25 protein-coding genes are annotated in these 25,076 nt (G+C 73.2%); 22 read left to right on the top strand and 3 right to left on the bottom strand.

All coding sequences use genetic code 11. The features are described from left to right. Window positions 1–8 precede the first annotated feature (8 nt). Window positions 9–1,046, bottom strand: coding sequence for a LacI family DNA-binding transcriptional regulator (locus EV386_RS12265; RefSeq protein WP_130415370.1), 1,038 nt, complete (start codon window positions 1,044–1,046; stop codon window positions 9–11). A gap of 141 nt (window positions 1,047–1,187) precedes the next feature. Here EV386_RS12265 and EV386_RS12260 point away from each other — a divergent pair, with 141 nt between their 5' ends. From EV386_RS12260 to EV386_RS12230, 7 genes are all read left to right on the top strand, one after another. Then, entirely contained in the window at window positions 1,188–2,564 is a 1,377-nt protein-coding gene (locus tag EV386_RS12260) for an ABC transporter substrate-binding protein (RefSeq protein WP_130415368.1), read from the top strand. Window positions 2,565–2,635: 71 nt separating this feature from the next. Beyond that, a complete protein-coding gene (locus EV386_RS12255; RefSeq protein ID WP_130415366.1) occupies window positions 2,636–3,463 on the top strand; it encodes a carbohydrate ABC transporter permease in 828 nt (275 codons plus the stop codon). Between the two features lies 1 nt (window position 3,464). Continuing rightward, entirely contained in the window at window positions 3,465–4,253 is a 789-nt protein-coding gene (locus EV386_RS12250; protein ID WP_130415364.1) for a carbohydrate ABC transporter permease, read from the top strand. A gap of 29 nt (window positions 4,254–4,282) precedes the next feature. Next, window positions 4,283–5,026, top strand: a complete 744-nt coding sequence (locus EV386_RS12245) for an SDR family oxidoreductase (RefSeq protein ID WP_130415362.1) — start codon at window positions 4,283–4,285, stop codon at window positions 5,024–5,026. A 26-nt stretch (window positions 5,027–5,052) separates the two neighbouring features. After that, entirely contained in the window at window positions 5,053–6,126 is a 1,074-nt protein-coding gene (locus EV386_RS12240) for a Gfo/Idh/MocA family protein (RefSeq protein WP_130415360.1), read from the top strand. Further along, window positions 6,123–6,572, top strand: a complete 450-nt coding sequence (locus EV386_RS12235; RefSeq protein ID WP_130415358.1) for a VOC family protein — start codon at window positions 6,123–6,125, stop codon at window positions 6,570–6,572. Before EV386_RS12240 ends, EV386_RS12235 begins: the two co-directional genes overlap by 4 nt. Beyond that, a complete protein-coding gene (locus EV386_RS12230; RefSeq protein ID WP_130415356.1) occupies window positions 6,572–7,423 on the top strand; it encodes an amidohydrolase family protein in 852 nt (283 codons plus the stop codon). The genes EV386_RS12235 and EV386_RS12230 overlap by 1 nt, the downstream gene beginning before the upstream one ends. A gap of 36 nt (window positions 7,424–7,459) precedes the next feature. Here the strand turns inward: EV386_RS12230 and EV386_RS12225 are convergent, their stop codons facing one another. Both EV386_RS12225 and EV386_RS12220 read right to left on the bottom strand, forming a co-directional pair. Beyond that, window positions 7,460–8,521, bottom strand: coding sequence for a zinc-binding dehydrogenase (locus EV386_RS12225; RefSeq protein WP_130415354.1), 1,062 nt, complete (start codon window positions 8,519–8,521; stop codon window positions 7,460–7,462). A 56-nt stretch (window positions 8,522–8,577) separates the two neighbouring features. Continuing rightward, on the bottom strand, window positions 8,578–9,075 hold the full coding sequence (locus EV386_RS12220; RefSeq protein ID WP_130415352.1) for an inorganic diphosphatase: 498 nt from the start codon (window positions 9,073–9,075) through the stop codon (window positions 8,578–8,580). 176 nt (window positions 9,076–9,251) lie between these two features. On the opposite strand from EV386_RS12220, the gene dacB reads away from it, so the two are divergent. From dacB to EV386_RS12145, 15 genes are all read left to right on the top strand, one after another. Further along, on the top strand, window positions 9,252–10,658 hold the full coding sequence (gene dacB, locus EV386_RS12215; protein ID WP_130415350.1) for a D-alanyl-D-alanine carboxypeptidase/D-alanyl-D-alanine endopeptidase: 1,407 nt from the start codon (window positions 9,252–9,254) through the stop codon (window positions 10,656–10,658). Between the two features lie 100 nt (window positions 10,659–10,758). After that, window positions 10,759–11,898 carry a zinc-dependent metalloprotease gene (locus EV386_RS12210; RefSeq protein WP_130415348.1) on the top strand — a complete coding sequence of 380 codons (1,140 nt, stop codon included), beginning with the start codon at window positions 10,759–10,761 and terminating at the stop codon, window positions 11,896–11,898. Between the two features lie 79 nt (window positions 11,899–11,977). Then, window positions 11,978–13,087 carry a tRNA lysidine(34) synthetase TilS gene (tilS, locus tag EV386_RS12205; protein ID WP_130415346.1) on the top strand — a complete coding sequence of 370 codons (1,110 nt, stop codon included), beginning with the start codon at window positions 11,978–11,980 and terminating at the stop codon, window positions 13,085–13,087. 52 nt (window positions 13,088–13,139) lie between these two features. Continuing rightward, window positions 13,140–13,691, top strand: coding sequence for a hypoxanthine phosphoribosyltransferase (gene hpt, locus EV386_RS12200; RefSeq protein ID WP_130415344.1), 552 nt, complete (start codon window positions 13,140–13,142; stop codon window positions 13,689–13,691). A 185-nt stretch (window positions 13,692–13,876) separates the two neighbouring features. Then, window positions 13,877–15,895: an ATP-dependent zinc metalloprotease FtsH gene (gene ftsH, locus EV386_RS12195; RefSeq protein ID WP_130416917.1), complete on the top strand. Its 2,019-nt coding sequence runs from the start codon at window positions 13,877–13,879 to the stop codon at window positions 15,893–15,895. Then, window positions 15,892–16,506, top strand: a complete 615-nt coding sequence (gene folE, locus EV386_RS12190; protein WP_130415342.1) for a GTP cyclohydrolase I FolE — start codon at window positions 15,892–15,894, stop codon at window positions 16,504–16,506. The genes ftsH and folE overlap by 4 nt, the downstream gene beginning before the upstream one ends. A gap of 107 nt (window positions 16,507–16,613) precedes the next feature. Beyond that, entirely contained in the window at window positions 16,614–17,453 is an 840-nt protein-coding gene (gene folP / locus EV386_RS12185) for a dihydropteroate synthase (RefSeq protein ID WP_130416916.1), read from the top strand. Continuing rightward, window positions 17,450–19,159, top strand: a complete 1,710-nt coding sequence (folK, locus tag EV386_RS12180) for a 2-amino-4-hydroxy-6-hydroxymethyldihydropteridine diphosphokinase (RefSeq protein ID WP_130415340.1) — start codon at window positions 17,450–17,452, stop codon at window positions 19,157–19,159. Before folP ends, folK begins: the two co-directional genes overlap by 4 nt. A 1-nt stretch (window position 19,160) precedes the next feature. Next, the gene (locus EV386_RS12175; protein WP_130415338.1) at window positions 19,161–19,649 is read left to right on the top strand and encodes a DUF3180 domain-containing protein; all 489 of its coding nucleotides are present in this window, start codon (window positions 19,161–19,163) and stop codon (window positions 19,647–19,649) included. Between the two features lie 31 nt (window positions 19,650–19,680). After that, window positions 19,681–20,172, top strand: coding sequence for a PH domain-containing protein (locus EV386_RS12170; protein ID WP_130415336.1), 492 nt, complete (start codon window positions 19,681–19,683; stop codon window positions 20,170–20,172). Continuing rightward, window positions 20,169–21,836: a PH domain-containing protein gene (locus tag EV386_RS12165; RefSeq protein ID WP_130415334.1), complete on the top strand. Its 1,668-nt coding sequence runs from the start codon at window positions 20,169–20,171 to the stop codon at window positions 21,834–21,836. The genes EV386_RS12170 and EV386_RS12165 overlap by 4 nt, the downstream gene beginning before the upstream one ends. Continuing rightward, a complete protein-coding gene (locus EV386_RS12160) occupies window positions 21,833–22,795 on the top strand; it encodes a Rossmann-like and DUF2520 domain-containing protein (RefSeq protein WP_130415332.1) in 963 nt (320 codons plus the stop codon). The genes EV386_RS12165 and EV386_RS12160 overlap by 4 nt, the downstream gene beginning before the upstream one ends. Before the next feature lie 46 nt (window positions 22,796–22,841). Then, window positions 22,842–24,386, top strand: coding sequence for a lysine--tRNA ligase (lysS, locus tag EV386_RS12155; RefSeq protein ID WP_130415330.1), 1,545 nt, complete (start codon window positions 22,842–22,844; stop codon window positions 24,384–24,386). Then, entirely contained in the window at window positions 24,383–24,580 is a 198-nt protein-coding gene (locus EV386_RS12150) for a hypothetical protein (protein WP_130415328.1), read from the top strand. The genes lysS and EV386_RS12150 overlap by 4 nt, the downstream gene beginning before the upstream one ends. Before the next feature lie 115 nt (window positions 24,581–24,695). Continuing rightward, on the top strand, window positions 24,696–25,031 hold the full coding sequence (locus EV386_RS12145; protein ID WP_130416915.1) for a histone-like nucleoid-structuring protein Lsr2: 336 nt from the start codon (window positions 24,696–24,698) through the stop codon (window positions 25,029–25,031). Window positions 25,032–25,076: the final 45 nt, after the last annotated feature.

Genomic DNA, 25,076 nt, shown 5'->3' with positions numbered 1-25,076 from the left:
CGCGCAGATCAACCCTGAGGCGCCGCGGTCGAGCGGCGCACGATGAGCTTGGTGGCCAACTCGGTGCGCTGTGTGGGCGCCAGCGCCGAGCGGGACATCTCGACGACGATGCGCGCGGCCTCCCTGCCCATCTCGCGCAGCGGCTGGCGCACCGTCGTCAGCGCGGGGGTCACCCACTGGCACAGGTCGACGTCGTCGAACCCCACGACCGAGACGTCCTTCGGCACGCTGAGCCCGAGCTCGGCGGCGGCGAGGTAGACGCCGTAGGCCTGCTCGTCGGAGCCGGAGACGATGGCGGTCGGGCGCTCGGGCAGGCTCAGCAGCGCGCGGCCGTGCTCGACGCCGCCGCTGACCAGCGAGTCCCCGTGCCGCACGAGCGCCGCGTCGACCGGCAGGCCGTGGCGCTGCAGCGCGCTGCGGTAGCCGTCGAGCCGGTCGTGGTGCGACTCGTCGACGATGGGGCCGGTGATGACGGCGATGCGGGTGTGCCCGAGCGCGATGAGGTGCTCGGTCGCGTCGCGTCCGCCCGCCCAGTTGGTGGCGGCGATCGTGGGCAGCGACGGCGCCGACGCGCCGATCGGGTCCAGCAGCACGACGGGCATGCGCAAGCGCGACAGCTCCTCCTCGGCGGCGACGTGCACATCGGCGGCCACGAGGATGACGCCCTCGGAGCTGCGGCGCGACAGGTGCTCGACCCAGGTGCGTCCGCCCGACGGCGTGGCCGTCGTCGTCACGACGAGGTCGAGGCCGAGCCGTGCGACCTCGGCCTGGGCGCCGCGCAGCAGGGTGGTGGCCCACTGCGTGTCGAGGGCGTTGATGACGAAGTCGACCAGGCCCGTGCCTGATCCGGGATAGGGGCGTCGGTGCTGGTAGCCCTGCTCGTCGAGCGCCTGCTCGACCTGTCTGCGCGTCGCAGCGGAGACCCCGGGGCGCCCGTTGAGCACCTTGGACACGGTGGGCACAGAGACTCCCGCGGCCTGCGCGACCTCGGCGATCGTCACGCCGCGCCGCTCCTTCGCCCCCGTGGGGGACGCCCCCTGCGCCATCTCGCTGCCCTCTCAATCGGCGACACGTTTCGGCGCTCGCGTTGACGGCGCCACTGACGGACCTTAACCTACCTGACAGCGAAAGCATTAAAGAAACTTTCGCGTCCAAGCGGCCCCACGGGGCGGGCAGAAGGAGCAACGATGCGTACGTCGACGACGACGGTTCTGGCACGCAGGGCGGGCATCATCGCGGCGGTCGCCGCTGTCGGCCTCCTTGCGGGGGCATGCGGCGGTCCGGGCGGTGGAGCCGAGGGCAGCGCCACCGAGGGCAGCGTCACGTGGTGGGGCTGGACCCCCGACGCGGCCAACGCGGCGAAGCTGATCGCGGCGTTCAACGAGGAGTACCCCGACATCGAGGTCACCTTCGTCTCGCGGCCGATCGACAGCTACGACTCGGTGCTCTCCCCGGCGCTGACGTCGTCGGACGGGCCCGACATCTTCAACGTCGCCCCAGGCTCGGCCAACGGAGGGGTCGAGACGTTCGGCGCCGGCGCGATCGACCTCACCCCGGCGGTCCAGGAGGCCCTCGGGGACGGCTGGCGCGATCAGCTCGCCGAGATCGGCGTCGAGGGTCTGACCGTCGACGACAAGCTCGTCGGCCTCTCCGCGGGCGCCGTCTACTCCGGCAACCTGTGGATCAACCAGGACCTTTTCGACGAGTTCGGCCAGAAGCCTCCGACCACGCTGGAGGAGTGGACGTCGGTCTGCGCCGCGTTCGAGGCGGGCGGCAAGGGCTGCTTCGTCCAGGGCGCGGGCCAGCACGCGTTCAACATGGACACGTTCGAGGCGATCATGGAGAACGTCGAGCCGGGTCTGTACCAGAAGGCCTCCCTCGGTGAGGCGTCGTACACCGACGGCGAGTCGGGGGCGAAGTTCGCCGAGGGCCTGGCGATCTGGAAGTCGCTGTTCGACGAGGGCGTCATGCAACCCGGCGCGACCGGACTGCAGCAGTACCCGGACGCGAACAACGAGTTCTTCGCGGGCAACTACGCCATGGTGATGATGGGCTCCTGGTACACGCAGTACGCGGTCGTGGACTCGAACATCGCCGCGCAGGAGGCCGCGGGAGTCTCGAACCCGCAGCCGATGACGATCCTCCCGATCGACTTCCCAGACCTCGCCGGCACCGGCGATGTCGGCAACATGTTCGGCGACGCCGACTACGGCCTGGCCGTCTCGGCCCGCTCGACGAACCAGGCCGCCGCCACGACGTTCGCCGTCTGGCTCGCGACCTCGCAGGCCGGCCAGCAGGCCGTGGCCAACACGCTCAACAACATCCCGGCCCTCAACGGCGTCACCCCGGCGTGGGACCAGATCGAGCTGGCCGACGCGCAGGTCCAGGCCGACGTGCTCTCGGCCTACACCGAGCAGGCCGCCTCGGCCACCCAGCCCCGCTTCGCCACGGTCTCGGCCGAGCTCAACTCGGGCTTCCGCGACACGCTGGGTGAGGTCGCCGAGGGGCGCATGAGCGGCGCGGACGCTCAGGCGCACTGGCAGTCGATCGTCGACGCACAGTGACCTGGGCGCCCGCCCGACGCCGCCACGGGCTCAGACATGTCGCAAGCGGCTACCCGTGGATCGTCCCGGCCATGGTCGTGGTCGTCGGCCTGATCTACTTCTCGATCGGCTACACCGGGTTCGTGTCCACCCAGCGGTGGAACGGCTTCATCCTCACCCCGTCGGAATGGGTCGGGGCCAGCAACTTCCAGACCCTCCTCGGGGACTCGATGTTCTGGCGCGCGCTCGGCAACACGGCCGTGTTCTACGTCGTGACGTTCACGACGCAGACGCTGATCGGCTTCGTGTTCGCCGCGCTGATGCACTCCACCGTCCGGCTCCGCGGGCTGTACAAGGTGGTCATCTTCGTGCCGACCGTGCTGGCCCCGGCGACGATGGCGCCCGTCTTCCGTGCGATGTTCGCGAACAACGGGGACATCAACTCCATCCTGTCCGCGGTGGGGCTGGACGGACTGACGCACACGTGGCTGTCAGACCCCCGCACGGCGCTCGGCGTCGTCATGCTCGCGACGATCTGGCAGTGGACGGGACTGACGTTCATCCTCTTCTACGCGGCCATGTCGCAGATCGAGCCCGAGATCATGGAGGCGGCGCGCATGGATGGCGCGGGCAATGTCCGCACCCTGTTCTCGATCGTCTGGCCCGCCTGCCGCGGGACGACCCTCGCCCTGGCGACCCTCGGTCTCATCGGCGCCCTCAAGACGTTCGACTGGCCCTACTTGATCTCACCCTCGGGCCTGGGCGGCGCCACCCAGTTCCTGGGCACGTACATCTACCAGACGATGATGCAGGAGAAGAACTTCGGTTACGCCGCGACGATCTCCGTCGCACTCCTCGTCCTGGCTCTGGCCTGCGGTGTCGCGATGTCGGCGCGCAGCCGCCGCGAGGGGAGGCGCTGAGATGTTCGAGGCCCGTACCAGGCTCCAGAAAGCCGTCATCCAGGCCGTCGTCACGCTGATGGCGCTGCCCTTCCTGTTCCCGCTTTTCGCCATGGTGCGTGGTTCGCTCGCCGGGCGCGGGTTCGGCAACTACGTCAAGGTGTTCGAGACGGGGGTGCTGTTCACCTACCTGCGCAACTCCGTGATCGTCTCGGTGTTCGCAATCCTCATCGTGTACGTGTGCACCATGCTCGCCGCGTTCGGGTTCTCCAAGTTGAGGATCGCGGGCAAGGAGCTGTGGTTCTGGGCGCTGCTGCTGGCCCTGACGATGCCCGAGGCCGTGCTCTTGACGCCGCTGTTCGTGACCGCGTCGACCTTCGACATGTACAACCAGCTCATCGCGGTGATCCTGCCGATCGCCGCGCTCCAGATCCCGTTCGCGACCCTGCTGGCCCGCAACTTCTACGACGGAATCCCCAATGAGCTGTTGGAGGCCGCCCGCGTCGACGGCGCCACCATCTGGCAGGCGTTCCGCCGGGTCGTGCTGCCCCTGACCCGGCCGATCGCCGCCGCCATCGTGGTGCTCACGCTCATCGCGGCGTGGAACGCCTACCTGCTGCCCCTGCTGATGCTCAACGACCCGAACAGGCAGGTGCTGACCCTGCTGCCGTCGTTCTTCATCAGTCAGTACACCAACGACCAGACCGGAGTCCTGGCCGCCGCCGTCATCGCGGCGCTGCCCATGGTCAGCGCCTACCTGGCGCTGCAGAAGTACTTCGAACGCGGCCTGGCCGCGGGCGCGCTGAAGTGACGCGCCCACCCGACCACAAGGAGACACAGATGGGTCTACTCGAAGGCAAGCTCGCCGTCGTCACCGCGGGCACCGCGGGCATCGGCAAGGCGGTCGCGACCCGATTCGTCGCCGAGGGGGCGAGCGTCATCATCACCTCCCCGTTCGCCGCCGAGGTCGACGCGGCGATCGCCGAGCTGGGGCCGCGCGCCATCGGCGTCGTCGGCGACGCCGCCGACCTGGGCGACCTGGACGACCTCGCGCAGGCCGTGGCCGACACGGGCCGCCGGATCGACGTGCTGCACGTCAACGCCGGACGCGACGTCGAGGCCACCGACGTCGCCGACCTGACGCCGGAGAAGTTCGACGCGGTCGCGGGGCTCACGTTCCGCGGCGCGCTGTTCACCGTCCAACGGCTCGCACCGCATCTCGCGGACGGCGCGTCCATCGTGCTGACCTCATCGATCGCCGGCACGAACGGCGGACCGGGCCACGCCGTCTACAACGCGAGCAAGGCGGCCGTGCGGTCGCTCGCCCGCACGTTGACGGCCGAGCTCGGACACCGGGGGATCCGCGCCAACGCGGTGAGCCCCGGCCCCACCCGCACCGCCGGGTTCGACCAGTTCACCGGCGGATCCGCGGACGTGGAGGCCGCCGTCGCGGCACAGGTCCCGCTGCGCCGGATCGGGCGCCCCGAGGAGGTCGCCGCGGCCGTGACGTTCCTCGCGAGCGACGAGGCGAGCTTCGTCGCCGGCGTCGAGCTCACCGTCGACGGCGGCATGAGCCAGGTCTGACCCCCTCCATCGAAAGGACAGCTCAGATGAGCAACCCCACCCGCTTCGCCGTCATCGGCGCCGGTTGGCGCGCGCAGTTCCACCTGCGGGTGGCCGCGGCGGACCCGTCGCGGCTCGAGGCCGTCGCCGTCATGGCGCTCAACGAGGCCGAGGCCGAGAACGTCCGCCGCCGCTACGGTGTCGCCACCGTCACCTCGCTCGACGAGCTGCTGGCCCTCAAGCCCGAGTTCGTCATCGCGGCGGTGTCGTGGCCCGCCATGCCGGGACTGCTCAAGGAGCTGACGGCACGCGGCGTCAAGGTCATGGGTGAGACCCCGCCGGCACCCGACCTGGCCGGACTGCGCGACCTGTGGACCAGCATCGAAGATGAGGCGTTGGTCCAGGTGGGAGAGCAGTACGTGCTCATGCCCGGCCACGCCTCACGCCTGGCGGTGGTCCGCTCCGGGGCTCTCGGCGCGCCACAGTCGGTCGAGGTCGCCTCCACCCACCTCTACCACGCGACGTCGCTCATGCGGGCCTACCTCGGCCTCGACATGGAGCGGGCCGTGGTGTCCGGCCGCAGTTTCGAGACCCGCATGACGCTGCCGCTGGGCTTCGACGGCTGGGCCGCCGACCCCGAGCCCGAGGCGCAGACCAGCACCTACGCCACGCTTGACTTCGGCGACGGCCGGGTCGGCGTGTACAGCTTCATGAACATGCAGTGGTGGAACCCCCTGCTGTCGCGCCGGATCGTCGTGCGGGGCACCTTGGGCGAGATGGTCGACGACACCGTCGTGCGCTGGGACGGCGTGGACCCGATCACCTCACGCATCGAGTACCGCCGCACCGGCGTGGACATGAACCTGGAGGGCAACGACGTCGTCCACACCTCGTTCGAGGGCAAGGTGCTGTGGCGCAACGCCTGGGTCGGCTCCCGCCTCTCGGAGGACGACCTCGCGGTCGCCGACCACCTGATGGCCGTCGGCGCCTGGGCGCGCGGCGAGGCGGCAGGCCCGTACTCGCTCGCGCAGGCCTGCCAGGACCACGCGCTGGGCCTCGCGATCGAGGAGTCGGCGCGCACGCATCGGGACGTCGTCGTCGAGGGGGAGCCGTGGGCATGAGCCACCCCGTCGCGCTGCGCGGGCTGATCCAGGTCGCCATCGTGGTCGAGGACATCGACAAGGCGCTCGACCACTGGTGCGAGCTGTTCGCCATCGAGCGCCCGCAGGTGCGCGCGATGGGCCTGCCCAACGACGACGAGACGTACCGCGGGCAGCCCGCGCACTACGGCATGAGGCTCGCCGTCATCGAGGTGCCCGGTCAGCAGGTCGTCATCGAGCTCACCGAACCCGACCACCACCCGTCAACCTTCCGCGAGTTCCTCGACAAGCACGGCGAGGGCGTCCACCACCTCGGGTTCGCCGTCGAGGGGCGCGACGCCGTCGTGCGAGATCTGGCGCAGCACGGGCACGCGTTGCGGGTCGAGGCGTTCTACCCGGGCGGATCGTGGACCGTCGTCGACCTGGAGGACGTGCTGGGCGTGAACCTCAACATCAAGCCCGCCTGATGTTCGTCGACACCCACGTCCACCTGTGGGACCGGCGGGAGCGGGACCTGGGGTACGGGTGGCTGGACGGCGACGGGTTCCCCTTCGGGGATCTCGTCGCCGTCCGTGCGCCGCGGTTCTCCGTGCCCGAGCTGCGGGCTGAGGGTCGGCTCGCCGGCCTGACGAAGGTCGTGCACATGAACGCCGCGTTCGGGGCGGCGGACCCGGTGGCCGAGACGGCCTGGCTTCAGGGGCTCGCCGACGAGACAGGCTGGCCGAACGCCGCGGTCGTCACCTGCGACCTGGCCGCCGACGACGTCGAGGAGCAGCTCGGCCGGCACGCGGCGCACGCCGTCTTCCGCGGGGTGCGGGAGATGGGACCGGCCGAGGTCTTCGCCGACCCGGCCTTCCGGCGCGGATACGCGGCCCTCGGGCAGGTCGCGGGGCTGTTCTTCCACACCGTCGGATGGCGGCACTGCGGGCTCACGCTCGACTTGGTGCGCGCGATCCCCGAGGTGACCTTCGTGCTCGACCAGGCGGGGATGCCGCCCGACCGCGACCCGGAGACCTTCGCGGCGTGGTCCCGGATGCTGCGGACGCTGGCCGCCGAGCCGAACACCCTGTGCAAAGTCTCGTCCCTGGGCATGGCCGAACCCGGGTGGACGCCGCGGTCGCGCAGGCCGTGGGTCCTGGCCTGCGTGGAGGCCTTCGGCGCTGACCGGGTGTTCCTCGGGACGAACTGGCCGATCGAGCGGCTGTACTCCGGCTACGGCGACGTCGTGAGCGCCTACCGTGAGGCGCTGCGCGACCTGACCGCGCCGGAGCAACACGCCGTGCTGGCCGGCAACGCGGAGCGGGCCTTGCGGATCTGACGCCCGCGCCGCGGTGCCCCGCCGCCCACCGGAGCCTTACGGACGGACCAGCACCTTGGTCGCCTCGCGGGCGTCCATCGCGGCGTAGGCGTGCGCGATGTCGCTCAGAGGCGCCTCAAGGTCGAACACGTCACCAGGTGTGATCTCGCCCGACAGCACGTCAGGCAGCAGGTCCTCCATGTAGCGGCGGGCCGAGGCCATTCCGCCGCCCACCGTGAGGTTGCGCGAGAACAGCGTGCGCACCGGCAGCTCGGGGCCGCCGTTCGGCACGCCCACGAACCCGACGCGGCCGCCGCCGCGCACCACCGCCAGCGCCTGCGCCATCGACTGCTGTGTGCCGACGCACTCCAGTGCGGCGTCCACGAGGCCGCCGTCGAGCAGGGCGCGGATCGCGGCGGGGGCGTCGTCGCCGCGCTCCGGGACCACGTCGTCGGCGCCGAAGCGGCGGGCGATCGCGGCGCGGTCGGCGTGACGGCTCATGGCGATGACGCGGTCGGCGCCGAGCAGCTTCGCCGCGAGCACCCCGCACAGGCCGACCGCCCCGTCGCCGACGACGGCCACGACGTCGCCCGGGCCGACCTGGGCGGCGGTGGCGGCGTGCAGGCCGGTCGACATGACGTCGGCGAGCGTCAGCAGGTGGGGGACGAGGCCGCGGCGCTCGACCTCGGCCTCGCTGAGCCCGACGGGGAACAGCGAGTGCTGGGCGAGCGGGATGCGCACGCGCTCACCCTGGGCGCCGTCGACCGGGTGGCCGTCGCGGTCCGTGGAGCCGAAGAACGTGACCAAGTCGCACACCGCGGGGAAGCCGGCGCGGCACGCCTGGCAGCGCCCGCAGCTCAGCGAGAACGGCACGATGACGAAGTCGCCGACGCGGGCCGAGGTGACCTGGTCGCCGAGCTCCTCGACGACGCCGACCAGCTCATGCCCGATGGGGTGCGGCGCCGCGGTGGGGGTGACGCCGCGGTAGGGCCACAGGTCGGAGCCGCAGACGCAGGCGGCCACGACGCGCACCACGGCGTCGTGCGGGGTCAGAAGACGGGGGTCGGGGCGCTCCTGCGCGCGCACGTCGCGCGCCCCGTGGATGACTGCAGCGAGCATGCCCCCACGCTAGACCTCCGCCGACCCCGCCTGAGCGCCACGGCGCACGGGTGTGGTCAGTGGTGGTAGTAGCCGGCGTTGCGGGCGCGCTCGAAGGATCGCTCGATCTCGGCCTCGGCCTCGGCGCGGCCGACCCAGTGGGCGCCCTCGACCGACTTGCCGGGCTCCAGGTCCTTGTAGACCTCGAAGAAGTGCTGGATCTCCAGGCGGTGGAAGTCCGAGACGTCGTCGATGTCCTGACGCCAGGCCGCGCGCTGGTCGCCCAGGGGGACGCACAGCACCTTGTCGTCGCCGCCCGCCTCGTCGCGCATGCGGAACATGCCCAGGGCGCGGCACTTGATCAGGCAGCCCGGGAACGTCGGCTCCTCCAGGAGCACCATGGCGTCGAGCGGGTCGCCGTCCTCGCCGAGGGTGCCCTCGATGAAGCCGTAGTCGTCCGGGTAGCGGGTCGACGTGAAGAGCATGCGGTCCAGACGGATACGACCCGACTCGTGGTCGACCTCGTACTTGTTCCGCTGGCCCTTGGGGATCTCGATGGTGACGTCGAACTCCACTGTTCCTCCTGTCGCGGTGCGGACGCGGGACAAGTCTGCCATGCGGGGACACGCGCCCTGACACTCGTTGACACGCCTCCTGACGGCGCCCGACGTGCCATGATGCGGGCAGGCTCGCGCCGCATGCCCGAACCTGGGTCTGACGGCAGGGCGTGGCGACGAAGGAGGGGCACGGCATGGGGTGGCGGCTGCGGGCGGGAGCCACCGCCGTGACGGTCGTCGCGCTGCTGGGCGGGTACCTCGTCGCCGACGCCCACGACGTCGTCCCCGGCATGCTCACCCTCGCCCCCGCGCCGCCGGCCCCCGCCCCCTTCCCGACGCCGCCGGGGGCGATGCTGGGCCCCGAGCCCGCCCCGATCCTGCGCACGCTGCCCGACGACGCCCCCGTGCCCTCCGCGTCCGACGTCGGCGCGCTCGTCGCGGACCTCGCGGGCGACGCGCGGCTCGGCCCGCATGTGGGCGCGCTCGTGGTCGACGCGGCCACGGGCGACACGCTCGGCGCCGCGGACGCCAACGCGGGCTTCACGCCCGCCTCGACGCAGAAGGTGCTCACCGCCGTCGCCGCGCTCCAGGAGCTCGGCCCGGACCGCACCCTCGACACGAAGGCGGTGCTCGACGGCGATCGTCTGGTGCTGGTCGGCGGCGGCGACATGCTGCTGGCGGCGGGCGCCGGCGACCCCGACGCGGTCAACGGCCGCGCCGGCCTGGGTGACCTTGCGGCCCAGGCGGCCGCGCGCATCACCGTCAGCGGCAAGACGCAGGTGCGGCTGGCGGTCGAGGACACGCTGTTCACCGGCCCCGCGGTCGCGCCCGCCGTCCCCGAGGACGAGGTGACCTTGGGGTTCGTGGCGCCGGTCGCGTCGCTGGCGGTCAACGTCGCGATGCTGGGTGAGGGGTCCTGGGGTCCGCGCGCGCCCGACCCCGCGCTGGCGGCCGCCCAGGCCTTCGCCCAAGAGCTCGCCACGCGCGGCGTCACGGTGACCGGCTCGATCGTGCGCGCCTCGGAGCCGTCCCGCGGCCGCGTGGTCGGCCAGGTGAGCTCGGCGTCGATCGGGGAGATCTCGGGCTGGGCGATGCAGTACTCCGACAACACCATCACCGAGGTGCTCGGCCGCCTGGTCGCGATCGAGACGGGGCGGCCCGGCTCGAACGAGGGCGCCACGCAGGCGGTGCGCTCCGTCGTCGAGAGCCTGGGGGTCGACCTGGCGGGCGCGGTGCTGGTCGACTGCTCGGGACTGGGCCGCGGTTCGCGGCTGACCCCCCGCCAGCTCGCCGACACGCTGCGCCTGACGACCGACCCCGCACACCCGCACCTGCGCGACGCCGCCGTGGACCTCGCGGTCGGCGCCCTGAGCGGGACGCTCGCCTCGCGGTTCGGCGGCGAGAACCCGGCCCGCGGGCTCGTGCGCGCCAAGACGGGGTCCCTGCCGGGCGTCGTCGGGCTGGCCGGCATGGTCGTCACGGCCGACGACCGGCTGCTGGTCTTCGCACTACAGGCCGACCAGATCGAGTCGGGCGCCACCGTCGGGGCGCGCATGATCTTCGACGCGTTCGTCGGTCGGCTCGCGACCCTGCGCGCCTGACCCCTGCGCGCCTGACGCCTGCGCGCCTGACGCCTGCGCGCCTGACGCTCGGCGCGGCGCCGAGGGTGGCGGCGGGTGGCCGTGTGGATACGGTGGGGCGGTGACTCGCACCAGCCCGCAGCCCGTCGTCGACTGGTCGGCCGCGGCCGAGCTCGCCGGACGGCTGGCGCCGCCGGGCCCGCGGGCGACGCGCGGGCAGCTGCACGACCTGGTCGGTGGGCTGCGCGAGGCCGCGAGCGACGCCGTCGAGCACGTGCTGACCACCACCCGCATCACGCCCGTCGGCGGGGTGCGCCGGGTGCGCGGCGGAGCGCGTGACGGCGCCGCCGACCTCGGCCCCGTCGTCGTGGTCGACCGCGCCCGCTGGGCGCTCGCGAACACCCAGGTCATGGCGGCGATGACGGCGCCGGTCGCGGCCGCGCTCGGTGACGAGGCGAGCTCCTCGCAGGCCGCACGGCTGGGCGGCGCCCTGGAGGTCGGTGGACTGCTGGCCGTGCTCTCGCCCCGGGTGCTCGGGCAGTTCGACCCGTACGCGCGGCTGGGGCACGACGAGCAGGAGCCGATCCCGGGCCGGCTGCTGCTGGTGGCGCCCAACGTGCTGGCGGCCGAACGCTCGATGGGCGTCGACCCGCGCGACTTCCGGCTGTGGGTCTGCCTGCACGAGCAGACCCACGCGACGCAGTTCGCCGCGGCGCCGTGGCTCGCCGAGCACCTGCGCGGGCGCGTCGGCGGCCTGCTGGAGGACGTCACGCGCACCGCCGTCGGGCTGGCCAAGGCGCCGCTGCTGGAGCGGTTCGCCGCGGTGGGCCGCGGTGTGGCCGACGTCGTGACCGGCCCGTTCCGCTCGGACGGGCCCGCGCCCTTCGAGCGGCTGCTGACCGTCGAGCAGAAGGACGAGATGGCCGAGGTCACGGCCGTGATGGCCCTGCTCGAGGGGCACGCCGACGTCATGATGGACGCCGTGGGGCCGCGCGTGGTGCCCTCGGTGCGCCAGATCCGTGCGCGCTTCGAGCGGCGGCGCGACGGCGAGGGTTCGCCGCGCCTGGACGTCGTGCTGCGCCGCCTGCTCGGCATGGACGCCAAACTCGCGCAGTACCGCGACGGCGCGGCGTTCGTGCGCGCCGTCGAGCGGCGCGTGGGACGCGACGGCCTCAACGCGGTCTGGACCTCGGCCCAGGCGCTGCCGACCGCGCGCGAGATCGCCGACCCGCTCGCGTGGGTGCGCCGCGTCCACGGCTGAGCGCGTGACGGCGCCCGTCGCGCCGCCCCCGAAGACGCCGCCCGCCCCCACGCCGCCCGCCCACAGGAAGGAGCAGCCCGTGGCTCGCGTCGCCGCCGCCGTCGCCGCCGTGCGCCACGCGGTGCGCGTCGACCTGGCGGCGCTCGGCCCGCGCCCCGACGACCTGGTGCTGGTCGCGTGCTCGGGCGGCGCGGACTCGCTCGCGCTCGCCGCCGCCCTCGCGCACGAGGCGGGGCGCGTGGGCAGGTCGGTGCGCTCGCGCGGGTTCACGGTGCGCGCGGGCGCCGTCGTCGTTGACCACGGACTACAGCCGGGGTCCGACGACGTCGCCGCGCGGGCCGCGGCGCAGTGCCGCGCGCTGGGGCTCGACCCGGTGGTCGTGCGGCGCGTGTCGGTCGGCCGCGCGGGCGGGCTGGAGGCCGCGGCGCGCACCGCGCGGTACGCCGCGCTCGACGAGGTCGCCGCGGACGCCGGCGCCGTCGCGGTGCTGCTGGGGCACACGCTCGACGACCAGGCAGAACAGGTGCTGCTGAGCCTCGCGCGGGGCAGCGGGGCGCGCGCCCTGGGCGCGATCGGTGCGGTGCGCGGCGTGCTGCGCCGTCCGCTGCTGGGCCTGCGGCGCGCGCAGACGCAGGCCGCGTGCCAGGCGCTGGGGCTCGCGTGGTGGGACGACCCGACCAACGCGCCAGGTTCCGGCGCCGACGGCGCGACGCCGCTGCGCACGCGCGTGCGGCACGAGGTGCTGCCGGTGTTGGAGGACGTGCTGGGGCCGGGCGTGGCGCAGTCGCTCGCGCGGTCGGCCGACCTGCTGCGCGCCGACGCGGACGCGCTCGACGCGCTCGCGGCCGACCTGCTGGACCGCGCGCGCGTGCACGACGAGGCGGGCGGCGCACCGGCGCCCGCAGCCGCGCGGGACCCGGCGCCCGAGGGGGAGTACGGGCCGGCGGCCCTCGTGCTCGACGTCGCGGTGCTTGCGGCGGCGCCCGACGCCGTCCGCCGTCGTGCGCTGCGGGCCGCGGCCATCGCCGTCGGAGCGCCCGCAGGCGCGACCGGCGCCCGGCACGTGGCGGCGCTCGACGCCCTGGTCGTCGCGTGGCGGGGCCAACGCGCCACCGCGCTGCCCTCTGGTGCGAGCGCGCGGCGGGCGTGTGGCAGGCTGTTCCTGCATCCTGGGCGCGACACCTCCTGAGCCTGACCACGGCCTCGCGCGCCCACCGTGACCCCTCCGGAGGAGTAGCCCTGTGGACCAGACGGACGTCGCCGGCGACATCGCCGACATCCTGCTGACTGAGGAGCAGATCGGCGCCAAGCTCGATGAGCTCGCCGCGCAGATCGACAGGGACTACGAGGGCAAGGACCTGCTGCTGGTCGGTGTCCTCAAGGGCGCCGTCATGGTCATGGCCGACCTCTCGCGTCGCCTGCACACCAAGGCCGAGATGGACTGGATGGCCGTGTCGAGCTACGGGTCGGGCACCAAGTCGAGCGGTGTGGTCCGCATCCTCAAGGACCTCGACACCGACCTGACGGGCCGCAACGTGCTCATCGTCGAGGACATCATCGACTCGGGCCTGACGCTCTCGTGGCTCGTGGCGAACCTGCGCTCGCGCGGCCCGGCGTCGGTCGAGATCGCCGCGGCGCTGCGTAAGCCCGAGGCCGCCAAGGTCGACGTCGAGGTCAAGTACGTGGGCTTCGAGATCCCGAACGAGTTCGTGGTCGGATACGGCCTGGACTACGCCGAGCGTTACCGCAACCTCCCGTTCGTCGCGACGCTGGCGCCGCACGTCTACTCCTGACGGGAACCGGGCGGCCCACCGCGGCGTTGTCCGCAGGAGGGCCGATGGCGGTGCCAGGCGCGCGAGCGCCGTGCGCCGCCGCCTTCCTGCCCTGGGCGAACACTCGGCGGGCTCGCAGAGCCAGCGTGTAGTTTCGTCGGAAAGCCTGCGCGAACGAAGGGATGCGGGGGTTCGCCCCGCCGCCGATGAACATCAAGAAGATCCTCAGTGGCCCGATCGTGTGGATCGTGGTCGGCCTGGTCATCCTGGCCCTGGCCTGGGGCGCCCTGGCGACCCCGCGCACCTCCCGCATCCAGACCTACCAAGGCCTGGAGCTGCTTCGTGGCGGGACGGTCGAGCACGCCCTGATGGTCGACGGCGACCAGCGCGTCGAGCTCACCCTCTCGGAGAACTTCGTCACAGGGGAGGGCGACGACCGCAAGGACAACGGCCGCAGCGTCGAGTTCTTCTACGTCGAGCAGCAGGGCGCCGCCGTCGTCGACGCGATCACCGAGTCCGACCCGCCGGACGGCTTCGACTCCCAGGTGCCACAGCCGAGCATCTGGTCGTCGCTGCTCGGCTTCTTCCTGCCGCTGCTGATCATCATCGCCATCTTCTGGTTCCTGATGTCGCGCATGCAGGGCGGCGGCAACCGGGTCATGGGCTTCGGCAAGTCGCGCGCGAAGCTCATCAGCAAGGACATGCCGCAGGTGACGTTCGCTGACGTCGCGGGCGCCGACGAGGCGGTCGAGGAGCTCCACGAGATCAAGGACTTCCTGGCCGAGCCGGCCAAGTTCCAGGCCGTGGGCGCCAAGATCCCCAAGGGCGTGCTGCTGTACGGCCCGCCCGGCACCGGCAAGACGCTGCTCGCGCGCGCCGTCGCGGGCGAGGCGGGCGTGCCGTTCTACTCGATCTCGGGCTCCGACTTCGTCGAGATGTTCGTGGGCGTCGGCGCCAGCCGCGTGCGCGACCTGTTCGAGCAGGCCAAGCAGAACGCGCCGGCCATCATCTTCGTCGACGAGATCGACGCCGTCGGCCGCCACCGCGGCGCCGGCATGGGCGGCGGGCACGACGAGCGCGAGCAGACGCTCAACCAGCTCCTGGTCGAGATGGACGGGTTCGACGTCAAGACCAACGTCATCCTGATCGCCGCGACCAACCGCCCCGACATCCTCGACCCGGCGCTGCTGCGCCCGGGCCGCTTCGACCGCCAGATCGCCGTCGAGGCGCCCGACCTCAAGGGCCGCGAGGCGATCTTGCAGGTGCACGCCAAGGGCAAGCCGATGGTCCCGTCGGTCGACCTGGCGGCCGTGGCGCGCCGCACCCCGGGCTTCACGGGCGCCGACCTGGCCAACGTGCTCAACGAGGCCGCGCTGCTCACGGCGCGTTCGGGCGCCCAGCTCATCGACGACCGCGCGCTCGACGAGGCCATCGACCGCGTCGTGGCCGGCCCGCAGAAGCGCACGCGCGTCATGAACGTCAAGGAGCAGAAGATCACCGCCTACCACGAGGGCGGCCACGCCCTGGTGGCGGCGGCGATGCGCTACACCGACCCGGTCACCAAGGTCACGATCCTGCCGCGCGGGCGCGCGCTGGGCTACACCATGGTCATGCCGCTCGAGGACAAGTACTCCACGACGCGCAACGAGCTGCTCGACCAGCTCGCCTACGCGATGGGCGGGCGCGTGGCCGAGGAGATCGTGTTCCACGACCCGACCACGGGCGCCAGCAACGACATCGAGAAGGCGACGGCCATCGCCAAGAAGATGGTCGTCGAGTACGGCATGAGCGAGAAGGTCGGCGCCATCAAGTTGGGCACGGGCAGCGGCGAGCCGTTCCTGGGCCGCGACTACGGCCACCAGCGCGACTACTCCGAGGCCGTGGCCGGCACGGTCGACCACGAGGTGCGCAAGCTCATCGAGTCCGCGCACGACGAGGCGTGGGAGGTGCTGACCCAGTACCGCGACGTGCTCGACGACCTGGTGCTGCGCCTGCTGGAGAAGGAGACGCTCAACCAGCACGAGCTGGCCGAGGTCTTCGCCCCCGTCGTCAAGCGCGAGGCCCGCGACGTCTGGCTGTCGAGCGAGCAGCGCACCGTGCACACGCGCGGCCCCGTGCTGACGGCGGCCGAGCAGAACGGCCACCAGCCGATGGTCCCGCAGGACGAGGCGGCGGCCGCGAGCGTCGACGTGCCGCAGCAGCCCTCGGGTGAGGTCTCCGAGTGACCCAGACCGACCGGGAGGCGGCGGTCCGCCGCGCGGCCGACGTTCCGCCGGTCGACATCGCCCGCGCTGAGGCCGCCGTGCGTGAGCTGCTCCTCGCGGTCGGTGAGGACCCCGACCGCGAGGGGCTGCGCGAGACCCCGGCGCGCGTCGCACGCTCCTACCAGGAGATCTTCGCGGGGCTGCGTCAGGAGCCCGAGGACGTCCTGACCACCACCTTCGACCTCGGCCACGAGGAGATGGTGCTGGTCAAGGACATCGAGGTGTACTCGACCTGCGAGCACCACCTCGTGCCGTTCCACGGCGTGGCCCACGTCGGCTACATCCCGAGCGCCGACGGCGTCATCACCGGGTTGTCGAAGCTGGCCCGCCTGGTTGAGGTCTATGCGCGCCGCCCCCAGGTGCAAGAGCGCCTCACCTCGCAGATCGCCGACGCGCTGGTGCGGATCCTGCGCCCGCGCGGCGTCCTCGTCGTCGTCGAGTGCGAGCACCTGTGCATGGCGATGCGCGGTGTGCGCAAGCCCGGCTCACGCACCGTCACGAGCGCGGTGCGCGGGCAGATGCGCGACCCGGCGACGCGGGCCGAGGCGATGAGCCTCGTCCTGGGGAAGTAGGCCCCGGCGTGTCACCGCGCACCCCCGCAGCCTCGGACGCCTGGGCGGCGCGGGACGCCGCCGTCACGGGCCTGCCCGAGCTCTCGGGCGTCGGCCGCTGCCTGGTCATGGGCGTCGTCAACGTCACGCCCGACTCGTTCTCGGACGGCGGCGAGTGGTTCTCGCCCGACGCGGGCGTGCGCCACGGCATGGAGCTGCTGGGCGAGGGCGCCGACATCCTCGACATCGGCGGTGAGTCGACCCGGCCCGGGTCGGCGCGGGTGCCGCAGGACCAGGAGTTGGCGCGCGTCATCCCCGTCATCACGCGCCTGGCCGCGGCGGGCGCGGTGGTCTCGGTCGACACCACGCGCGCGGCGGTCGCCGAGCGGGCCGTGGCCGCGGGGGCGCGCATCGTCAACGACGTCTCGGGTGGCCTGGCCGACCCCGAGATGGGGCGCGCGGTCGCCGAGACGGGGGCCGCCTACGTGTGCATGCACTGGCGCGGGCACGCCGACGTCATGGACGCGCTCGAGGTGTACGACGACGTCGTCGCCGACGTGCGCGACGAGCTCGCCGCCCGGCTCGCGGCCCTGGAGTCCGACGGCGTGCGGCGCGAGCAGGTCGTGCTCGACCCCGGCCTCGGGTTCTCCAAGGCGGGGGCGCTCAACTGGCCGCTGCTGGCCCACCTCGACGCGCTGAGCGCGCTGGGTCGGCCTGTGCTGGTGGGCGCGTCGCGCAAGCGGTTCCTCGGCCGGCTGCTGGCCAAGGGCGACGGCGAGCCCGTCGCGCCGCTGGCGCGCGACGAGGCCACTGCGGCCGTGAGCGCACTCGCGGCAGCGTCAGGCGCATGGGCGGTGCGCGTCCACGCGGCGCGCGCGAGCCGCGACGCGGTGAGGGTTGCACAAGCATGGACCGCAGCGGGCCGAGAGCCTGCGCGGCACCCCCAAGGAGAGGCAGACTCCCCATGACGATCTTCGCGAGCGCGGTGCTCGGCCACGACGGCCGACCGCTCGACCAGATCCGCCTGACCGGCGTCACCGCGACCGGCCACCACGGCGTGCTGCCGCACGAGCGCGTCGAGGGTCAGGAGTTCCGCGCCGACGTCGTGCTGCACCTCGACACGCGCCCTGCCGCGGTGGGCGACGAGCTGGACGCGACCGTGAGCTACGCCGACGTGGCCCAGGACGTGCACGACGTGCTCGCGGGATCGCCCGCCGACCTCATCGAGACCGTGGCCGAGCGTGTGGCCGCGGCCGTGCTCGCCCGCCCCGGCGTCGTCGCCGTCGACGTGCGCGTCCACAAGCCTCACGCCCCCATCGCGGTGCCGTTCGACGACGTCGAGGTGGCGATCCGCCGCGACCACGCCAAGGCGCCGGTCGTCGAGTGGCCGACGGCGGCCGTGAGCGAGCCCGAGCCGCCGCGTGCGACGCTCGCTCCGCTCGTCCCGGCGGTGGCCGCCGCCGTGGCCGCCGAGCCCGCGATCCCGGCCGCCCCCCAGCCCGCGGTCGAGGCGATGGTGGCGCCCGTCGACCGCCTGGAGCTCGACCCGGCCGACCCCGTCGAGGTCGTCCTGGGCATCGGCGCCAACCTCGGCGACCCGCAGGCGACCTTGCGCGCGGCCGTGTCCGACCTCGACCGCATCCCCGGGATCGAGGTCACCGAGGTGTCGCCGCTCGCGCGCACGACGCCGGTCGGCGGCCCCGCGGACCAGCCCGACTACCTCAACGCCATCGTGATCGCCCGCACCACGCTCTCCCCGCGCGGGCTGCTGCGCGCCACCCAGTCCGTCGAGGACGCGCACGGGCGCGTGCGCGAGGAGCGCTGGGGGCCGCGCACCCTCGACATCGACATCGTGGGCTACGGCCACCTCGTCGCGCGCGCCGACGACCTGGAGCTGCCGCACCCGCGCGCGCACGAGCGCGCGTTCGTGCTGGTTCCCTGGGCGCAGGTGCAGCCCGACGCCGACCTCCCCGGCCTGGGCGGGGGACCCGTCGCCCAGCTCGCCGAGACCGCGCCCGACCGCGCGGGCATCCGCTGGCTCGCGCTCGACTGGCTGGCCGAGCCGCCCGCGCCCGAGGCCGCGGCGCAGGAGCCGGTCGTGCCTGAGCCCGTCGTGCCGGAGCCGGTCGCGCCGGAGCCGGTCGTACCTGAGCCCTTCGCGCCCGAGCTGGTCGCGCCCGAGCCCGTCGCGCCCGAGCCCTTCGCGCCCGCGGTGGTGACGCCGGAGTCGATCGCGCCGGAGTTGATCGCGCCCGAGTTGATCGCGCCCGAGGCGATCGTTCCTGCGCCGGTCGTGGCTGACCCGGTCGTGGCTGAGCCGGTCGTGCCCGTCGCTGTGGCTTCGGAGACGGTGGCGCCCGAGCAGTGGCCGGTGGCCACGCCGCCGCCCGTGCCCGTCGCGCCGCCGTTCCCCGAGCCCGGGCAGGCGCCGCCCGCGCCGCCGTTCCCCGAGCCTGGCCAGGCGCCGCCCGCGCCGCCTGCGCCGCCCGTCGTCGCGCCGGTCTCTGGCGCGCCACGCACGCCGCCCGCCCCGTGGCTGCCGGTCCACGCGCCGATCCCGCCCCCGCCCGACGCGTCGGGTGAGCCGAGGTCCGCCGATGATCCCGGCCCGGCGCCCGAGCCGACCGCCGACCCCGAGCGGTGGATCCCGTACGACCCCGACGCAGGGCGCTGAGATGCGTCGCACGCCCATCCGCCTGCTCATCCTGACCGCCGCCGGCGTGACGCTGCTCGGCATGCTCCTGCTGCGCGTGCTGGACGCGCAGGGTGTGCGCGTGCCACGGGTCGCCTGGGTCGAGTACGTGGCCGTGCTGACGCTCGCGGTGTTGATCTTCTGGCTGGGCTGGGCCGTCCGCTCCTATCAGAAGGGCTCCAAGCCGGACCTCGACCCGGTGCGCGCCGCGCGCACCTTCGTGCTGGCCAAGGCCGGCGCGCTCACGGGCGCGATCCTGGTCGGCCGCTACCTGGCCGCGGCGCTCGACGTCGTGGGTGACATCCAGATCGAGTCGCAGCGCGATCGCGCGATCGCCGCGGGCGTCGCGGTGCTGTGCTCGGTCGTGCTCGTCGTCGTGGGGTTGGTCGTCGAGAAGTTCTGCGAGCTGCCACCGCCCGACGACGACGTGGAGCGCGACGGCGAACGCGGCCCTGAGGCGCTGGCGGGCTGACCACCGCTCCGGCACAGGGCAGGATGGGCGCATGAGCGACCAGGCCACGCTGTTCGACCCCGACGGCGTCGACTTCCATCCCGTCTCGACTCGTCTGATCACCTCCCGGTTCATCACCTCGGGAGTGACCGCGGGCGTGCCGGTCCTCGTCGGCCTGGTGCTGGGCGTCGTGCTCTCGCCGTGGTTCCTGATCCTGGCGGGCGTTCCCGCGGCGCTGTTCGCGTGGCGGGCCGCGCTGATCCCTCGGCAGGTGCGCGCGATCGGGTACGCCGAGCGCGACGACGACCTGCTGGTGCGCAAGGGCATCCTGTTCCGCTCGCTGGTCGTCGTCCCCTACGGCCGCATGCAGTACGTCGACGTCTCAGCGGGGCCGCTCGACCGCAAGCTGGGCATCGCCCAGGTGCAGTTGCACACGGCGGCCGCGGCCACGGACGCGACCATCCCGGGCCTGGCGCCGCACGAGGCCGAGCGTCTGCGCGACCGGCTCTCCGCGCGCGGCGAGGCCAGGCTGGCGGGGCTGTGAGCGCTCCCGCCAGCGGCGACGGCCTCGTCTGGCGCCGACTGCACCCTGTGACGCCGTTCGTCCGCGGGTGGACCGTGGTGGCTGTCGCCCTCGCGTTCGCCGGGCAGCAGACGCTGGATCAGTTCGACCAGGCCGCGGACCTCGCCGGCGCCGTGGGCGGGCTGTGGTGGAAGGTGCTGCTCGGCGTCGGCGCCATCGCGGCGGTCGCGTTCGGGTACGCGGCGCTCGCGTGGCGCATGACGGCGTACGCGGTCGGCGACGACGACGTGCACATGCGCAAGGGCGTGGTCTTCCGCCAGCAGCGGCACGCCCGCCTCGACCGCGTGCAGGCCATCGATATCCGCCAGCCCGTGCTGGCCCGGCTCTTCGGCCTCGCCGAGCTCACTTTGGAGGTCGCGGGCGGCAGCGGCTCGGCCATCGCCATCGGGTTCCTGCGGGACGAGGACGCCCGGAGCCTGCGCGCCGAACTCCTGGCGCGCGCCGCGGGACTGCGCACCCGGCCCGCCGCGTCGGCCGCCACCGCCGCCGCACCGACAGCGGCGCCGACCAGCGGAGGCGACGCGGAGCCTGCGGACGCTCCGATCCCGGCCGCGCAGGCGTCGAGCCCGGCCGCGCAGGCGCCGAGCCCGGTCGCTCCGAGCCCGGACGCGCCCGCGCAGCCGCTCGCCGAGACGGCCGAGGCGCCCGAGCGGGAGGTCTACGTCGTCCCACCGGGTCGGCTGATCGCCTCGCTGGTGCGCTCGCCCGGCATCTGGGTGCTGCTGGTCGCCTTGATCGGCGTCGCCGTCGCCGTCGCCGTCACGCGCGAGCCGTCGATCCTCGCGTCCGCGGCGCCCGTCGTCATCGGTGGCGGCGGCTACCTGTTCAGCCGGTTCACGGGGGAGTTCGGCTTCCGCGCCGCGCTCTCGCCCGACGGCATCCGCCTGCGCCACGGCCTGCTCGAGACGCGCGCCCAGACCATCCCGCCGGGCCGCGTCCAGGCCGTCTCGCTGACCCAGGGCCCGCTGTGGCGCGGGCCGGACTGGTGGCGCGTGCAGGTCAACGTCGCGGGCTACCTCCAGGAGGGCAACCGCTCCCAGAACGTGCTGCTGCCGGTCGGGCCGCGCGAGGAGGCCCTGACGGCCCTGTGGCTCGTGCTGCCCGACCTGGGCACACCCGACCCGCTGGCGCTGCTCGACGAAGGGCTCACGGGCATGGTCGGGCCCGAGGGCGTCGCGCCCGCGCGCGACGGGCAGGCGCGCTTCACCAACGCGCCGCGCCGCGCCCGCTGGGTCGACCCGATCTCCTGGCGGCGCGACGCGTTCGCCGTGACCGACCGGGCCCTGCTGCTGCGCCGCGGGAGGCTGGTGCGCCGCCTCGACATCGTGCCGCACGAGCGCACCCAGTCGCTCGCGCTCGAACAGGGTCCGCTGCAGCGCCGCCTGGGCGTGGCGACCTTCGCCGTCCACTCGACGCCGGGCGCCGTCGTCCCCTCGGTGCCCCATCTCGACGCCCACGACGCCGCGCGCCTCCTGGGCGAGCAGGCCGCCCGGGCACGCGAGGCCCGCGCGCACGCCGGCCCGGAGCGATGGATGCAGGGCGCCGTGCGTGATGACGGCGCGCCCGCCGACGTCGCGCCCACCGACGGCGCGCCCGAGCCGCGTGACCCGGACGTGCCGGCATGAGCGAGCGCCGTCCCGGTCGCCTGGGCGTCGGGGTGGTGGGCGCCGGCCGGGTCGGCGCGGTGCTGGGCAGCGCGTTGCGCGCCGCGGGCCACGCCGTCGTCGGGGTCAGCGCCATCAGCGAGGCGTCGCGTGAGCGCGCCGCCGCCCTGCTGCCGGGCGTGCCGGTGATCGAGGTGGCCCAGGTGGTCGAGCGCGCCGAGCTCGTGCTGCTGACGGTGCCCGACGACGCCCTCGCCCCGCTGGTCGACGGCATCGCGCAGGTGGGCGGCTGGCAGCCTGGGCAGATCGTGGTGCACACCTCGGGCCGCCAGGGCGTCGCGGTGCTGGCTCCCGCCCTGCGCTCGGGCGCGATCCCGCTCGCGATCCACCCGGCGATGAGCTTCACGGGAACCTCGCTCGACCTCGCGCGGCTTGAGGGCACGACGTTCGCGGTCACCGCGCCCGCGGCGGTGCTGCCCATCGGGCAGGCGCTTGTCGTCGAGGTGGGCGGCGAGCCGGTCGTCGTCGACGAGGCCGCGCGCCCGCTCTACGACGCGGCGCTCGCGCACGGCGCGGACCACCTGGTCACCCTGGTCGCGCAGGTGGCGCAGGCGCTTGAGGCCGCCGGGGTCGAGCGCCCCGGTCGGATGCTGGCGCCGCTGCTGAGCGCCGCGCTCGACGGCGCGACGCGCGCCGCGGACACGCGTGTCGAGGGTGAGGGCCCGGGCGCCATCGCGGCGCTCGGCGGGGCCGTGCCGCGTGGCGACGCCCAGACGCTGCGCGCGCACGTGGACGCGTTGGCGGCCTTCGCCGCGGGCTCGGGGGCGACGGACGCGCCGACGTCGTACGCGGACCTCGCGCGCGCGTCGGTGCGCCGCGGGCTCGCGGCGCACCGTCTCGACGCCCCGGCAGCCCGCGCGCTGCTCGACGCGCTCGCCGCGAACGGCGGACCGGGCGTGGACACGCCGCCCGATCGCTGAGGCCCGGCCCGCAGGACGCCCAGGCTCGCGCCGGTAGAATCCCGTGGTGACCACAGCCCCGAACCCCACCTCCGACGACGCCGCTCGCCAGGCGGGTGACGACCTGCCCGAACAGCTGCGCGTCCGCCGCGACAAGCGCGACCGGATGCTGGCCGAGGGCGTCGACCCCTACCCGGTGGGGGTGCCCGTCACGCACACCATCGCGGCGGTGCGTGCGGCCTACGGCCATCTGGAGGCCGGTCAGGAGACCGACGACCTCGCGGGCGTCGCGGGGCGGGTGGTGTTCCTGCGCAACACGGGCAAGCTGTGCTTCGTCACGCTGCAGGACGGCGAGGGCAACCGGCTGCAGGCGATGCTGAGCCTCGCCGTGGTCGGCGAGGACTCGCTCGCGGCCTTCAAGTCCGACGTCGACCTCGGCGACCACCTGTTCGTGCACGGGCGCGTCGGCTCGTCGCGCCGCGGCGAGCTGAGCGTCTTCGCCGACACGTGGCAGATCGCGGCCAAGTCGCTGCGCCCCCTGCCGGTGCTGCACAAGGATCTGTCGGAGGAGTCGCGCGTCCGCCAGCGGTACGTCGACCTCATCGCCCGGCCCGCGGCGCGCGACATGGTGCGCCTGCGCGCGGCGACGGTCCGCTCGCTGCGCGAGAACTTCCACCGCCGCGACTTCCTTGAGGTCGAGACGCCGATGCTGCAGACCATCGCGTCGGGCGCCGCGGCGCGGCCCTTCACCACGCATATGAACGCCTACGACATCGAGCTGTTCATGCGCATCGCGCCCGAGCTGTTCCTCAAGCGGGCCGTCGTGGGCGGCGTCGAGCGCGTCTTCGAGATCAACCGCAACTTCCGCAACGAGGGCGCGGACTCCACGCACTCACCCGAGTTCGCGATGCTTGAGGCGTATGAGGCCTACGGCGACTACAACACCATCGGCGCCCTGACTCAGGACCTTGTCCAGACCGCGGCACAGGACGTGCTGGGCACGACCGTCGTGGCATTGCCGGACGGCCAGGAGTACGACCTGGGCGGCGAATGGGCGCGGTTGACCATGTACGGGTCGCTTTCGGAGTCGCTCGGCGAACAGATCACGCCGCAGACTTCGGTTGAGGAGCTCATCGCCATCGCCAAGAGGCTTGATGTCGACGTCGAACGCAAGGCCGTCAACCATGGCAAGATCGTCGAGACCTTGTGGGAGCACCGGGTTGGCGACCACTTGTCGGCGCCGACGTTCGTGCGCGACTTCCCGGTCGAGACGAGCCCGTTGGTGCGCGCGCACCGGGACGTTCCGGGTCAGGTCGAGAAATGGGACCTGTACGTGCGCGGGTTTGAACTCGCGACCGGCTACTCGGAGTTGGTCGATCCGGTGATCCAGCGCCAGCGTTTCGAGGCGCAGGCCCTTCTCGCCGCTGCGGGTGACGACGAGGCGATGAGGCTCGACGAGGACTTCCTCGTGGCGATGGAGTACGCGATGCCCCCCACCGGAGGAATGGGGATGGGAATCGACCGTCTGCTCATGGCCCTGACGGGACTCGGCATCCGCGAGACGATTCTGTTCCCGCTCGTCAAGCCGCAGGGGTCGGGCGGCGTCGCGTGAGCACGTTCTGGGCCATCGTCGCAGGTGTGACGCCCTCCGTGGGCGTCGGACTCATCTTCTGGTTCGCGATGCGGAAGATTGTCCGCGCCGACCGCAATGAGCGCGAGGCGTTGGCGCGGCTTGACGCAGAAGATGGCGCGGAGTTAGCGCAGGGGCAGGCGGGCCCGAGCGGGAGCGACCAGTCGGGCCAATGAGCCGCGGGGGTCGAGCCGATCACAATTACGGAAACTCTCGGCGTGTTGTTGACAATCGTTTATCCGTGAGTCATGCTCGGTGCCGCTTGATCTTCTCCTAGAAAGGCGGTCCTACGTGGTTCAGAAGACTCAGGTCATGTTGTTCGACGACATCGACGGCGCAGAGGCTGACGAGACGGTCACCTTTGCTCTCGACGGTGTCTCGTTCGAGATTGACCTCACCGCAGCCCACGCTTCCGAGCTTCGTGAGGCGCTCGCAACGTGGATCGGCCACGCCCGCAAGTCCGGTGGCCGTGCGGCCCCGGTCTCGCGCGGTGGGGCTCGTCGTACCACCGCAGACCGTGCCCAGCTCGCGAAGATCCGTGAGTGGGCGCGGGACAACGGCTTCAAGGTCTCCGACCGTGGCCGAATCGCCGCGGAGGTTGTGACCGCGTTCGAAGCCGCGCACTGACGTACGCCACGCGCCACGACGGCGGCGACCTTTCTGTGAGAAAGG

Source organism: Xylanimonas ulmi, assembly GCF_004216535.1.
Taxonomy (GTDB): Bacteria; Actinomycetota; Actinomycetes; order Actinomycetales; family Cellulomonadaceae; genus Xylanimonas; species Xylanimonas ulmi.
The sequence above is the reverse complement of the archived record's forward strand: the minus strand, read 5'-3'. Positions and strand labels throughout refer to the sequence as shown.